Here is a 12,566-nt window from a genome sequence, read left to right as displayed (position 1 = left end):
ATCTTTTTATTTCTTTCTCACGTTACTCTTTAGCTATTGTCTGGCATTAAATTTATTGCAAAGGAAGCTTGCGATGTTTTTTAAAACAATGTTCCAGAAATCAAATAAAATATTCTTGGTTTTCTCCATGGTTATCTTCGTGATTGCAGCTGCTGCAGTATGGGCAACTGCTTCGTTTGTGGAGGACGCTTCTCCTACGAAAGCTTCCGAGGCTTTCTTATTTGATCTGGAAAAAATTCAAAAAGAAGTTAAGGTCGTCAAAAACCTTGTTTACAGTGATAAAAAAGACAGCTTATTGGATATTTATTATCCGGCTGAAGGCGGTGACAAGCTGCCGGTCATATTATGGATCCACGGTGGCGGTTTTGTCGGCGGCTCTAAAGACAGCCGGCAAGAATATGGAATGGCCTTAGCCCATGCCGGTTACGTGGTAGCAAATATCGACTACGCACTCGCCCCTGAACAGCTGTATCCCGGGCCCGTCATACAGGCAAACGAAGCCCTCGGCTATTTGCAGCTGCACGCTGAAAAATACGGCGGCGACATGTCCCGGGTGTTTATCGGCGGTGATTCGGCAGGAGCCCAGATATCCAGCCAAGTGGTCGCAGTCATGTCCAACAAGGGGTTGGCGCAAGCTATGGACATTGTGCCCGCTGTCCAGCCAGAGCAGCTGAAAGGTGCCCTGCTTTTTTGCGGATTGTTCAATATGGAAACAGTTCGGGCCACCGGCTTCCCCAATATTGACAACTTTTTAAGTGCTTATACCGGTGCCAAGCCTTTTGAGTCATTCGAAAACCTTGCCCAGTTGTCGACGGTCAATCACCTGACTCCGGCTTACCCTCCTGTTTTCATTACGGTCGGGGATGCGGATCCACTCGCTTCCCAATCCGTAGAGCTTGCAGAAGCTCTCGAAGCTTCAAGTGTTGCCGTAGACAGCATGTTTTTCATCGGTACTGAAAAGCAGTTAAAGCACGAATTCCAATACGCGCTCGACACCATTGATGGCCAGGAAACCTTGGCCCGCGCACTGGATTTTCTTTTTGCCAACAGCAATTAAAAAACGAGCCGCTGCATATAGCAGCGGCTCGTTTTCAATTTCATATGGAGCTGTGGTTTACAGCATTTTTCTGTACAGAAACGGGTGCTTTGGCTTCTGCTTTTCTCTTTGAAGGAATCATGTTGAACAGAATGTTCAGCGCAATCGCCGTCACGCTTCCCGCTACAATCCCGTTGCTTGTCAAAATCTGAAGGCCAGCCGGCAATTGGGCAAAGATTTCAGGTACGACCGTAACACCAAGCCCGATTCCTACCGAACATGCCACAATCATTGAATTTTCTTGGGATTCTGTGATGATTTTGCTCAGCATTTTAATGCCTTGTGAAATGACCATTCCGAACATGGCAATCATGGCTCCGCCAAGGACGGCAGTTGGAATAATTGTCGTAAAGGCTGCCACTTTCGGCAAGAACCCAAGGGAAATCAGCATCAAGCCGGTAATCAAGATGATTTTTCTCGATTTGACGCCGGACATTTGAATCAGCCCCACGTTTTGTGAAAATGTCGTATACGGGAACGAGTTGAAAATTCCGCCAAGAATAATCGCCAGTCCTTCTGCGCGATACCCTTTGGACAAATCCTTCTCGGACAGTTTCTTTCCGGTAATATCGCTTAAAGCGAAATACGTGCCTGTCGATTCCACTAAAGAAACCATGGCAACCAAGGTCATCGTAAGAATGGCAGACCATTCAAATGTCGGAGCGCCGAAGTAAAAAGGCTCTACCATGTGGAAATAAGAAGCTTCGCCGATTGCAGAGAAGTCGACGACGCCCATTAAAGTGGCAGCAAGGGTTCCGACTGCCAAGCCCAGCAAAATCGAAATGGCCCGTAAAAAGCCCGTGGCAAATTTATAAACCAAAACGATAAACAGCAACGTGCCGAAAGACAAGGCAATATTTGTAAGGGATCCGAAATCGCTCGCTCCTTGGCCGCCGCCCATATTGTTGATCGCTACCGGAATCAGCGTGATTCCGATGATCGTCACAACCGACCCTGTCACTACAGGAGGGAAAAAGCGGACAAGGCTTCCGAAAAAGCCGCTGATCAGAACAACAATCAAACCGGAAACCAGAATTGAACCATAGATAGCGGAAATTCCGTATTCAGCACCGATGGCAATCATCGGGCCAACTGCTGTAAAAGTACAGCCTAACACGACCGGAAGGCCGATGCCGAAAAAGCGCGTGTTTACGATTTGAAGAATAGTGGCGACACCGCAAAGCAAAATATCGATGGCTACCAAATATGTCAATTGTTCTGATGTTAAGCCGAGGGCGTCTCCAACGATTAATGGAACCAATACGGCACCTGCATACATGGCCAGCAAATGCTGAAATCCTAAAGCTGCACTTTTCATCCGGCAGGAACCTCCTCAAGAAATTCAACTTTGCCATCGGCCAAAGAAGCAATGTTCGCCAAGGATTCTACCCGGACACCGCGGTCGCGGATCATCTTTCCGCCGCTTTGGAATCCTTTTTCAATAACAATGGCAACACCGCCAAGCGCCGCATCTGCTTGTTCAATAATATCGATCAAGCCAAGAACCGCTTGCCCGTTCGCCAAGAAATCATCCAGAATCAGCACGACATCATCTTTTCCGATGAATTTCTGTGACACGGAAATTTCGTTTGTTTCGTTTTTTGTAAACGAATGGACGCTCGCCGTATATAATTCGCTGATCAACGTGAGGGATTTGCGTTTTCTGGCAAAAATCACCGGTACACCGAGTACAAGGCCCGTCATCATCGCTGGTGCGATGCCGGAAGACTCAAGCGTTAAAATTTTGGTAATGCCTTCATCCGCAAACTTAGAAGCAAATTCCTCTCCAATTGCCTGCATAAGCACCGGATCGATTTGGTGGTTCAAAAACGAATCTACTTTTAGGACTGAATCCGATAAAACCTGGCCGTCTGTTAAGATTTTTTCCTGTAATTGTTTCATGCTGTCAGCACTCCTTTCGTCACGCTGAAGGCATAAAAAATAGCCCTCAGAACGCGCATCCATTCATACCATGAGTGGAGCAATGTCCTTCGAGCTAAAAATTCGAAAGGAAATAAACAGGTTCATGCCTCCCAAAAAAGGCACTTCCCCATTACTTCGTTGCTTCTCATAGTCAGTTTGTTTAAGGCAAACCGGTAGAAACTTGCAGGCCATATCCCCGCGATTATATGAGTGAATATTATTAGAATGGTATCATTATAGCACGTCAAAAAAGCATTTCAAGAAGTTAGGAAATAAAAGAGAATTCAAAAAATTAGTTGGAAAGTTAATTCTGTTTGTCTCCTTCTCCCTATGAATGGAGGTGCTTTTTCAATTCCTCCCGGATCCCCTCTGGAATCTTTTCGGATTTTCCGGCAGCCAAATTATAATTCACATAAACCACTGCATTTTTTGCACAAAGCTCTTCGTTTTGATAAAGCTCTTCATGCAATTCCAGGCTCGAATTGCCGATTCTCTTTACCCATACGCAAATTTTCACATCCGAACCAAAATGGATTTGCTTTACAAACTCCAATGTTGTCTTTGCAATCACCATTTTCCATTTTGAAAAATCGTGGTCCGGCGTAAACAAGCTGAACAATGGATTTCTGGCCGCTTCGAACCAGACCGGCAAAGTCGTATTGTTGATATGACCGACTCCATCTGTTTCGGACACCCGCGGTTCAATAATTGTCTGATACATCTATGTATAGACCTCCTTTAGCAAACTCTTTACTTACACATTCTTTTTGTCTTCATTCTACCATTTTCCGAATCATCCGACTCGATTAACTATTCCATGGATTTAAAGTTGATTTCATTGAAACGAAGCTATATATTTAGAGAGGCGAAATAATAATGGGTAAAGCGAGTGAAGCGCATGCAAACGTGGGTTGTCGACTGGAAAAAGAAGTTTCTGTCTTTTAACCGCAATATTAAGTTGTTTATGCTGGCCAATGTCCTCATTCAAATCGGCATGGGCGTTTTTATGGTGATGTACAATCTTTACATAAAAGAACTTGGCATGCCGGAATCGATCAATGGCAAAGTGATTTCGATGACCGCCTTGGCTTCTGCCATTATGCTGATTCCTGCCGGCTTTTTAAGCGACCGGTTCGGGCGAAAATGGACCATTGTCGGCGGAGCCGTGCTCGGCGCATTGACTCTTTTTTACCGCAGCTTTGCCGTAGCGGAATTGCCACTTGTCACAGCAGCTTTTTTGACCGGCCTATTCATGGCATTTGTCCAAGTGTCCGGCATTCCTTTTCTCGCGGAGCATTCCAAAGCATCCGAACGCGTCCATCTGTTCAGCATGTATTTTGCTCTGATGACCTTGGCCAATGTCTTGGGCAGTTTGCTTGGCGGTGTGGCATCAGATGCTCTCCAGTGGCTCCTGGCAATGGACGCCGTCCACGCCATTCGCTGGTCTCTTTTGTTCGGTTCCCTGCTTTATGCTTTCGGGCTTATTCCACTGCTGCGCTTGAGCAACCAGAAGCCGCCGAGAGAAGAAAAAGTTAATACCCGGATCGACATCGACGCGGCGGATGCCAGCCTTTCAAAAAACTTGACCGCTATCTTTCATTTCTCATTTGCCAGCCTGCTCATCGGCCTGGGCTCCGGTTTGGTGGTTCCTTATTTGAACTTGTACTTCTCCAACCGCTTTGAAGCTTCCAACACCTATATCGGGCTTATTTTGGCACTGGGATCCGCCATGACAGTAGTGGCGACATTGATCGGGCCTCTGCTTGTCAATAAAGTCGGCAAAGTCAAAGCGATGCTGCTGTTTCAATTGCTGTCGATTCCCTTTTTGATCTTGACGGCTTATACGACCTCACTTCTTCTCGCTTCCCTCGGCTTTTTATTGCGGCAAGCTTTGATGAATGCCGGCAATCCGATTCAAAGTGCGATTGCGATGGAAGTGGTCCACGACAAATACAAAGGACTTGCCAATTCAGCCAACCAAATGGTCTTCAATATCGGCTGGGCAGCGATGGGGCCGATTGCCGCGGGACTGGTCATCTCGTTCGGCTCCTACTGGGGGTATGCTTATGCATTCACCATCACAGCGGCGCTCTACTGCATTTCCGCGATCTATTATTATTTCATTTTCGGCAAAAGAAAATCTACGGAAACAAAAAAAGAATGGCTCATCGATTGAGCCATTCTTTTTGGGTTTATTTACTTTTTCCTTTTGATGTTAAACGGCCAAGTACAAAAGCACCGGCAAAAATACCGATCGCTGTGTTTGTGCGCTTATTGAATACTTGTTTTGCGACAAGGTTCAAGTTTTGTGGGCGCTCTGCTAAACGGCGCATGAAATAGCCATACCAGTCATCGCCGAAAGGCACGTATGTGCAGAAGTTATAGCCTTGGCGCGCCAAGCTCAACTGCATATCTTTACGGAAACCATAAAGCATCTGGAATTCGAATTTTTCACGCGGGATGTTGTTTTCTTTTACAAATTCAATCACGTGATTGATGATATTGTGGTCGTGCGTAGCGATTGATGTAAATTTCCCATGCAGCAAGTGATACTCAATCAATTGAATGAAGTTCGCATCAATTTCTTCCCGTGTTTGGTAAGCGTATTCAGCAGGCTCTTTATAAGCGCCTTTGACAATGCGAAGGCGCAAGTCTTTGTGCTTTTTGATGTCGTCTTCTGCCCGGAAGAAATATGCCTGTATCACTGTTCCGATGTTGTCGTATTCTTTCAACAGCGTTTCAATCAAATCATAGGAAGGCTGTACGTGCCCGTAGTCTTCCATGTCAATATTAATATGCATATCGTATTTGCTTGCAGCAGCAACGATTTCTCTTAGGTTTTCATAGCAAAAATCATAATCGATATCCAAGCCGATCTGGGTAGGTTTCAAAGAGATATGCGCATCTACTCCGTTTGCATGGATGCTTTCAATTACTTCCAGAATGCTGTCTTTCGCTTTGAGCGCTTCCTCTTTTTCGAAAACGAATTCCCCAAGGTTATCTACCGTACAGCTGATACCCTGTGCATTCAGTTCTCGGATGCTGGCGATTGTTTGTTCGATATTTGTTCCAGCCACAACGGTTTGGGCTCCTAATTTCAAGCCATACTTTTTCGCTGCGCTTGTTAAAAATTGATTTTGTGACAAGCCGATAAACACATCTTTTAACATGATTTTCCCTCCTGATACAATTCCCTTAAAAGTCGCTTATACGAATAGACAACAGAATGGGACGCACTCTTTCAATACAAGCAAGTCTTATTGTAATCTTTTTTTCCGAAACCTGCACCAAGAAAATTCAACAAAAAAAGAAGTGCCTTTGAAGCGATGGTAAGCTTCAAGAGCACCAGCTCAGCGGTTAAGCCATTTTATTGTAAAATGTAACAAAATTGTCCACGACCTGATCTAAAAATCCAAGCGTTCCGGAATCGATAATTTCGTTGTTTTCATTTAGTTTCTCATGGACCGACCCAATATAAACTTCATTTCCCGGCAACAGCATCGGAGACAATGACGGATTCGACAACACTTCCCGCAAATGGATTTGGGCACGCACACTGCCCAGCACCCCCATCGAAGACCCTACGATAAACGCTGGTTTTTCACGGAGCACAAAGCCGCCGCGCGACAGCCAGTCGATTGCGTTCTTTAAGGAACCAGGAATTGAATAGTTGTATTCCGGGACAGCAAAAAGAACCGCATCCGCCCCCTTCACCTTGTGTCTGAAATTGACTACTTCCTGCGGCACATTTTCTTCAATGTCCGGATTGAACAGTGGAATGTTATTGATGGTTACCGCTTCAATGTCCAAACGGTCTGCATAGCGCTCCTTCATAAACTCCACCAGCCTTAAATTCATAGACCCTTCTCTCACACTTCCGATGATTGCCGCCACTTTAATCGCCATTTTACTCTCTCCTCCAATTCCAGTTATCAAAAAATTCCTTTTAATTAAATTATTCTCCAGATTCAGCTTAACATGGCGCGATTTCATTCCGGGTGGAAAATGCTTCGAGAAAACAAAAAAGGGTCTTTCCTCCCTAATAACTTAAAGAAGAAAGACCTTGCGGCAATTTAGTTGTTGATGTATTTTTCGAAGACATCGCCAAAATCTTTTACATGGTACTGGTTGCGTACAGAAGTCATCCACGTAAAACCGAAATCCGTCAATTTTGAGTACTGGACGTCCAAGGCCACATCATTCGGACGTGAGTTTTGCAGAACCGTTACTGCCTTATCCAAGCTTTGGTTCGCCATCGAAATGATGATTTCATTTTCATGCGTCATTTCAGCAATGCGCAATAATGATTTGTATAGGTCCTTCAAGCGTTCGATCTGGTTTTTCTGCACATCGATTTTAAATGGAATTTGGCCCAACTTAAAGCCGATTTCGATGTCCAAATCGATTTTCCCTGCTGTTTCCATCACGACATCTGAAATGGAATGCTGGGAATATGGATAGCGTTTCAATGTGCGTTTCGATGACATTGCACTGTCGCCGTCCACATGGATCAGCGCTAGGTTGGTAAAGCAATACTCATCCGCTTTCGTCTTGATCAAGAAGAAGATTTTTTCCTGGTCTTCGTGCATGACATAATCGTCTGCATCGGTCTTGTCATAATCCTGCGGATCGATAATTTTTCCGACATCCGATAATCCTAGTGCGTCTGAAGCCATTTTCTTGAACATATGTATAAGTTCCTCCTATTGGAAAATAATAGATTCTATTTCTCTACCAGTTTATCAAAAAACTTCGCAGTCGACATGAAGAATTGAAAATATTAAAAAAGACGAGAATCACAAAAACTGCTTTTGGGATTCCCGCCTATCAGCTTTTTACTTATTGAGCTTCCATACCGAATAATTGAGGCCCAGAGCAAAACCGACCCAGCCGATATACGGCACCATCAGCGATCCAGCCAGTTTATCCAGTTTAAAGAATTCATATGTCGTCCAAGTTACCGCCCCCAGCAGCAAAGCCATTTCAACGAGCGCAGTTCCTCGCAATCCCCATTTGAAAAACAGGAACGACCAAAGGAAATTCAAGCCGAGCTGAATGTCATAAGGCACGTCCACGCGGGTTTTCCGATTTTTCAATTCCGCTTTTGCGTCGGCCCGGTATTTCGCAATTCCCATTGTTGTATACAAAGTGGTCCAAACCGTTGGAAATAGCCAAGGCGGCGGCGAGAATGACGGCTTTTTCAGCTTCTTGTACTTTTCCTGGGTATTCTTATTAGCAAGAGCTCCGATAATCGATCCGCCGACAACCGGCACAAGAATGTCCACGGCCAATTTTTTGCCGTCCAGTTTTCCATTTTCCTTTGCAATCTCCATGTTTTCTCCTCCTCTTTTAGTCGTGCGTTCTTTTCTTTCCTGTTTCCTGTTTCAGCAAAAGTAAACATTTAGAGTCGCCGTCCCTTCCCTTACCGCTTAGTAGCTTTTGGCAGAAGGGTTCATTGGCACTACAAATGAGTGAATTTAGCGCATCTTCTGACGCTTCCTCTTTAGAAGGATGTTAAAATACCGATTAAGCAGGACACAGGGAAGGGGTGGAAAACAGCATGAAGATAAAATTAGCGCCAGTCACCAGAGACAATTGGGAAGACTGCCTAAACTTAAAGGTCAGCACCGAACAAAGCCGGTTTGTTCCAGCGGCTGCGGTATCTTTAGCGAAGCCATATATTAAGCCGGACGGTGACCAGGTAGAATACTTGCCATTTGCCATTTACGATGGTGAAACAATGGTCGGGTTCATCATGCACGCTTTCGAGAAACAAACGGTTGATATGTACTGGATCAACGGCTTTTTCATTGATGAACAACAGCAAGGAAAAGGTTACGGCAAGGCAGCTCTTTCAGAGATGATCCGCTGGATTGCCGCTCATTCTCCGCAGGCCCGGGAAGTGCGGCTGACGGTCTACCCGGAGAACCAGCGCGCCCGCAGGCTGTATCTCAATTGCGGTTTTAAGTTAACCGGCGATTTCCACGGCGAAGAAGAAGTGTTGGCTTTCCCCCTCAACTAAACGGCGGATTCATTTAAGCAATAAAAAAGCCTGCACAAAACTGTGCAGGCTTTCGGATTAATTGGCTTCAGCTGTTTTCAAGATCTTGCGGCTTCGGCGGCTGAGCACCAACCATAGCAAGACATTAAACAACACCATAAACCCTCCCAATACCTCCATGCTTGTCATAAAGGTTTCGGTTCCATAAGCTGACGACATGGCTTCCCGGAAACCAAGAAGCGCATAGCTCATCGGCACGAAATCATGTACTCTTTGGAAAAAGGAGTTGGTCAGTTCGACCGGGAACATGCCGCCGCTTGCGCCCAGCTGCAGCACCAGTATGATCATCGCCAAGAAACGTCCAGGGTTTCCAAGTGTCATGCTCAAGAACATAATCAGGAACATATAAGCGAGCGATGTGGCAATGGAAACGGCAATGAATTCCCCGATATGTTCAACTTGCAAGTTAAAGCCGAACAGCATGATGGCGTCAACGATCAGCGCAGAAGCTGTCGCTTGGATAAAGCCGAGCGAAAACTTGCTGAACCACCAGGCAGCGCCTGACGTCGGGCGTCCCGCTGGTTGATTGAGCGGGAATACCAGGTTAAACGACAACGCCCCGACATAAAGCCCAAGCGATAAGATGTAAGGGGCCAGTGCATGGCCATAGTTTGGCACTTTGCTGAGCTGGCTTTCTGTAGCAGAAGCCGGCGCCGCTATCATTTCATAATTGGCATCCTTCAACTGGGTACCGTTTATTTCTTCTGCGCCTTCTTGCAAACTGCCGGCCAGCTCATTAGAGCCTGCTTTCAGTTTTCCGATTCCCGCACCGAGTTCGCCGGCTCCTTCTTCAAGTGCTCCGGCTCCTTCGTTCAAGCTGCCGGCTCCACCGGAAAGGCCTTTTGCGCCTTCGGCTAACGCCGGCACGCCTTCTTTCAAAGCAACGGTGCCATTTGCCAATTCGTCTGCTCCAGATTCAAGCTGCGCAGAATTCGCCGCCAGTTCGTCCGATCCAGCTTTCAAACGGCCTGCCCCTTCTGCCAGTTCCGCTACCCCATTTGTGTAAGCCGCAGCTCCCTGCGTGAGCGAAGCAGATCCGGATTGAAGGGCATTGGCTCCGTCTACAAGCTCATTAGACCCGGAAGCAAGGGACGAAACGCCTTCATTCAAAGCAGTGCTGCCTTGTGCTAGGCTATCTACTGCTCCAGCAAGCTGCGGCAGCGTGGCAGCCATCTGGCTGGTTCCTTCAGTCAATTGGCCGCTCGCTGCAGAAGCTTCTGCAAGGCCGGCATTCAGAGAACCCGCCCCTGGAATCAGTTTTGCGCTTAACGCCTCGCGGATAGCCGCGTAGCCGCCAAGTGCCTTGCTCGCTCCAGGATTGACCTGGGCAACAGCACTGTTTAAACCGGCCGTTAACTCAGGCAAGCTGCCAAGCGATTGGTAAGCTGGTAGGATTTTCTCGTTCAAGCCAGCTGTTGCTGCTGACAACTTAGCGCTTAGTGCTTCGAGATTTGCCTGCTGGTTCGCAGCCTGTGTATCCGCGCTTTGCTGAACCGCCTCAGCCAGTTCGGCTTGGAGTTCAGGCGTCAAGCTGTTGTAAGCCTCTGTATTTTGCACCGCTTCCACTGTGCTTGCTGAAGACACATTCTTCAGTTCTTCCAGGATTTGCTGGGCTTCAGCCAGATTGCCCTGCAGTTCTGAAACGCTCCCGCCAGAATTGCCGCCAGATGCAGCCGCATTCAGCTTAGCCGCATTTTCCTGAATACTGGAAAGCCCTGCTTGCAGCGCTTCAATTTGCCCATTGTCCGGCAAACTGCCTTGCAAAGATGCAAGCCCCTGCTCCAACGAAGCACTCCCTGCTTGCAATTCCTTCAGGCCTGTCTGGAGCTCTTTCTGTCCGTCTGCCAATTGCTGAACGCTTGAATTTTCTCCGATCAGCTGGCTGGTTTTCGATTGCAGTTCGTGTAAGCCTTGATCCAGTTTTCCGCTGCCGCTTTGGGCATCGTATAAACCGGCGTTCAGTTTTGCTGCTCCCGGCACGAGTGCTCCAATGCCATTGGCAAGTTCTTCAGACCCCTGAACGAGCGCTGTCCCATTTTCCGACAATTGGACGCTGCCATCAGCGAGTCCGGCTATCCCTGACTGCAAACTGCCTACTCCGGAAGTGTAAGCAAAAACCCCTTCCCGAAGCTGTCCGGCTCCAGCGCTTAACTGGTTGACCCCTTCTGCGAATTGGCCGACGCCCACTTCGAGCTTGTCAGCACCATCACGGAACGTCAAAGTTCCGCTAGCCAGTTCACTTAGCCCGGCTGCAAGCCTATTGTTTCCTGTTTGAAGGTCACCCGCTCCGGTTTCGAGCTTGCCTGCCCCTTCTGATGCTTCGTTCATGCCCTCGCCGATGGTTTGGATTTGGCTGAACACCGCCTGTACATATTCTTTCGTGACACTTTCTGAAATCTGTTCACGGATATCTGCAGTCGCCTGTTTGCTGACCGCTTCTATAAAAAAGCCGCGGCCCGGATTTGTTTCGTATTGGAGGTTCATCGGCTTCGGTTGCATCCCCATAGCAGTGGTTGCATTAAACGAAAAATCTTTCGGAATGGTCAAAGTCATAAAGTACTTGCCTTTTTCCATTCCCCGCTCCGCTTCTTTGGCATCTGTAAAATGCCATTCCAAATCTTCATTTCCCTTTAAATTATCGACAAGCTCTTTCCCAACTGACAAAGTTTGTCCTTCAAACTCCGCCGCTTCGTCCAAATTGACAACAGCTACCGGCAGCCGGTCAGTTTTGCCATATGGATCCCATGACGATCCCAGAAAAAATCCGCCATAAATAATGGGAATAAACATCATAACAAGCATCGTTCCGATCAGCAGCGGTTTTGAAAACAGCTGCTTCCATTCCTGTTTGAACATCTTCACTTTTCATCATCCCGTTCTTTATTCAATACATCACTTAAGGTTTCCCGGTTCCAGTTGAGCGTCGGGAGGTTTTCCACGCCAAAGCCTTCTTTCAGCAAATCAGCAGCCGTCACTTTTGAAAAATACTCGACGAGCAGGTTGTCGCCCTGAGCAAAAACTTTGCGTAAAATCGTTTCGCCGCGTTCGGCATACTGGCCATCGTGAAAAGCTCGATTGATCAGGCCGCTGTCCGGATACATTTCAATCGGCCCTTCCATCGCTTCAATCACATCGAGCATCGTGATTTTTTCCACAGGTTTCGCGAGTGACACGCCGCCGTTGGTTCCCGGCACGGACATCGCTATTCCTTGCACTACTAGCTTCCTGGTAATTTTTTTCATATAAGATGGCGATACGTCCAACCGCTTGCTAATTTCGTCTGATGCGAGCGGCGCGCTGCTTTCTTGGGTCGCAAGCAAAACAATAATGCAGATTGCTTGTTCCACACCTTTAGTTAATTTCATTTCTACCACCCCAATTATATACTTTCTTTATCCATTATAGATAAAATATATCCACAAAAAATTTAACACGATTTCTTTAAGATTACAAGAAAGGTCTCGAATTTTGCCATAAAAAAAATAC

Annotated in this window: 12 protein-coding genes and 1 riboswitch; of the genes, 3 read left to right on the top strand and 9 right to left on the bottom strand. The window is 46.8% G+C overall.

Annotated features, from left to right (window positions below; genetic code table 11):
• Positions 1–73: 73 nt before the first annotated feature.
• Positions 74–1,057: an alpha/beta hydrolase gene (locus tag QWY22_RS01640; protein WP_300982637.1), complete on the top strand. Its 984-nt coding sequence runs from the start codon at positions 74–76 to the stop codon at positions 1,055–1,057.
• A gap of 40 nt (positions 1,058–1,097) precedes the next feature.
• On the opposite strand, the gene QWY22_RS01635 is transcribed toward QWY22_RS01640, so the two are convergent.
• The 3 genes from QWY22_RS01635 to QWY22_RS01625 all read right to left on the bottom strand — a co-directional run bounded on the left by QWY22_RS01635 (position 1,098) and on the right by QWY22_RS01625 (position 3,740).
• Positions 1,098–2,414 (bottom strand): nucleobase:cation symporter-2 family protein, encoded by a 1,317-nt coding sequence (locus QWY22_RS01635; protein ID WP_036810764.1) that lies wholly within the window; start codon positions 2,412–2,414, stop codon positions 1,098–1,100.
• On the bottom strand, positions 2,411–2,998 hold the full coding sequence (locus QWY22_RS01630; RefSeq protein WP_300982636.1) for a xanthine phosphoribosyltransferase: 588 nt from the start codon (positions 2,996–2,998) through the stop codon (positions 2,411–2,413). The genes QWY22_RS01635 and QWY22_RS01630 overlap by 4 nt, the downstream gene beginning before the upstream one ends.
• A 149-nt stretch (positions 2,999–3,147) precedes the next feature.
• A riboswitch (purine riboswitch) is annotated at positions 3,148–3,249 on the bottom strand.
• Between the two features lie 98 nt (positions 3,250–3,347).
• Complete coding sequence (locus QWY22_RS01625; RefSeq protein WP_300982635.1) at positions 3,348–3,740, bottom strand: acyl-CoA thioesterase; 393 nt, start codon at positions 3,738–3,740, stop codon at positions 3,348–3,350.
• Between the two features lie 177 nt (positions 3,741–3,917).
• Here QWY22_RS01625 and QWY22_RS01620 point away from each other — a divergent pair, with 177 nt between their 5' ends.
• A complete protein-coding gene (locus QWY22_RS01620) occupies positions 3,918–5,195 on the top strand; it encodes an MFS transporter (RefSeq protein WP_300984306.1) in 1,278 nt (425 codons plus the stop codon).
• Positions 5,196–5,211: 16 nt separating this feature from the next.
• Here QWY22_RS01620 and QWY22_RS01615 read toward each other — a convergent pair whose 3' ends face one another.
• From QWY22_RS01615 to QWY22_RS01600, 4 genes are all read right to left on the bottom strand, one after another.
• Complete coding sequence (locus QWY22_RS01615) at positions 5,212–6,189, bottom strand: proline dehydrogenase family protein (protein ID WP_300982634.1); 978 nt, start codon at positions 6,187–6,189, stop codon at positions 5,212–5,214.
• A gap of 187 nt (positions 6,190–6,376) precedes the next feature.
• Entirely contained in the window at positions 6,377–6,925 is a 549-nt protein-coding gene (locus tag QWY22_RS01610) for an NADPH-dependent FMN reductase (RefSeq protein ID WP_300982633.1), read from the bottom strand.
• Positions 6,926–7,092: 167 nt separating this feature from the next.
• Positions 7,093–7,707: a PH domain-containing protein gene (locus QWY22_RS01605; protein WP_036810778.1), complete on the bottom strand. Its 615-nt coding sequence runs from the start codon at positions 7,705–7,707 to the stop codon at positions 7,093–7,095.
• Positions 7,708–7,854: 147 nt separating this feature from the next.
• Entirely contained in the window at positions 7,855–8,352 is a 498-nt protein-coding gene (locus QWY22_RS01600) for a TspO/MBR family protein (protein ID WP_300982632.1), read from the bottom strand.
• Positions 8,353–8,579: 227 nt separating this feature from the next.
• Here QWY22_RS01600 and QWY22_RS01595 point away from each other — a divergent pair, with 227 nt between their 5' ends.
• A complete protein-coding gene (locus tag QWY22_RS01595; RefSeq protein ID WP_300982631.1) occupies positions 8,580–9,041 on the top strand; it encodes a GNAT family N-acetyltransferase in 462 nt (153 codons plus the stop codon).
• A gap of 57 nt (positions 9,042–9,098) precedes the next feature.
• On the opposite strand, the gene QWY22_RS01590 is transcribed toward QWY22_RS01595, so the two are convergent.
• A complete protein-coding gene (locus tag QWY22_RS01590) occupies positions 9,099–11,936 on the bottom strand; it encodes a YhgE/Pip domain-containing protein (RefSeq protein ID WP_300984305.1) in 2,838 nt (945 codons plus the stop codon).
• A 2-nt stretch (positions 11,937–11,938) separates the two neighbouring features.
• Entirely contained in the window at positions 11,939–12,445 is a 507-nt protein-coding gene (locus tag QWY22_RS01585; protein ID WP_300982630.1) for an RrF2 family transcriptional regulator, read from the bottom strand.
• Positions 12,446–12,566: the final 121 nt, after the last annotated feature.

This window comes from Planococcus liqunii, assembly GCF_030413595.1.
GTDB classification, from domain to species: domain Bacteria; phylum Bacillota; class Bacilli; order Bacillales_A; family Planococcaceae; genus Planococcus; species Planococcus liqunii.
The sequence above is the reverse complement of the archived record's forward strand: the minus strand, read 5'-3'. Positions and strand labels throughout refer to the sequence as shown.

Bases quoted from the DNA above. Each gene is read 5' to 3' on its own strand.
- QWY22_RS01640 (WP_300982637.1), top strand. From the start codon at position 74: ATGTTTTTTAAAACAATGTTCCAGAAATCAAATAAAATATTCTTGGTT.
- QWY22_RS01635 (WP_036810764.1), bottom strand. From the start codon at position 2,414: ATGAAAAGTGCAGCTTTAGGATTTCAGCATTTGCTGGCCATGTATGCA.
- QWY22_RS01630 (WP_300982636.1), bottom strand. From the start codon at position 2,998: ATGAAACAATTACAGGAAAAAATCTTAACAGACGGCCAGGTTTTATCG.
- QWY22_RS01625 (WP_300982635.1), bottom strand. From the start codon at position 3,740: ATGTATCAGACAATTATTGAACCGCGGGTGTCCGAAACAGATGGAGTC.
- QWY22_RS01620 (WP_300984306.1), top strand. From the start codon at position 3,918: ATGCAAACGTGGGTTGTCGACTGGAAAAAGAAGTTTCTGTCTTTTAAC.
- QWY22_RS01615 (WP_300982634.1), bottom strand. From the start codon at position 6,189: ATGTTAAAAGATGTGTTTATCGGCTTGTCACAAAATCAATTTTTAACA.
- QWY22_RS01610 (WP_300982633.1), bottom strand. From the start codon at position 6,925: ATGGCGATTAAAGTGGCGGCAATCATCGGAAGTGTGAGAGAAGGGTCT.
- QWY22_RS01605 (WP_036810778.1), bottom strand. From the start codon at position 7,707: ATGTTCAAGAAAATGGCTTCAGACGCACTAGGATTATCGGATGTCGGA.
- QWY22_RS01600 (WP_300982632.1), bottom strand. From the start codon at position 8,352: ATGGAGATTGCAAAGGAAAATGGAAAACTGGACGGCAAAAAATTGGCC.
- QWY22_RS01595 (WP_300982631.1), top strand. From the start codon at position 8,580: ATGAAGATAAAATTAGCGCCAGTCACCAGAGACAATTGGGAAGACTGC.
- QWY22_RS01590 (WP_300984305.1), bottom strand. From the start codon at position 11,936: ATGTTCAAACAGGAATGGAAGCAGCTGTTTTCAAAACCGCTGCTGATC.
- QWY22_RS01585 (WP_300982630.1), bottom strand. From the start codon at position 12,445: ATGAAATTAACTAAAGGTGTGGAACAAGCAATCTGCATTATTGTTTTG.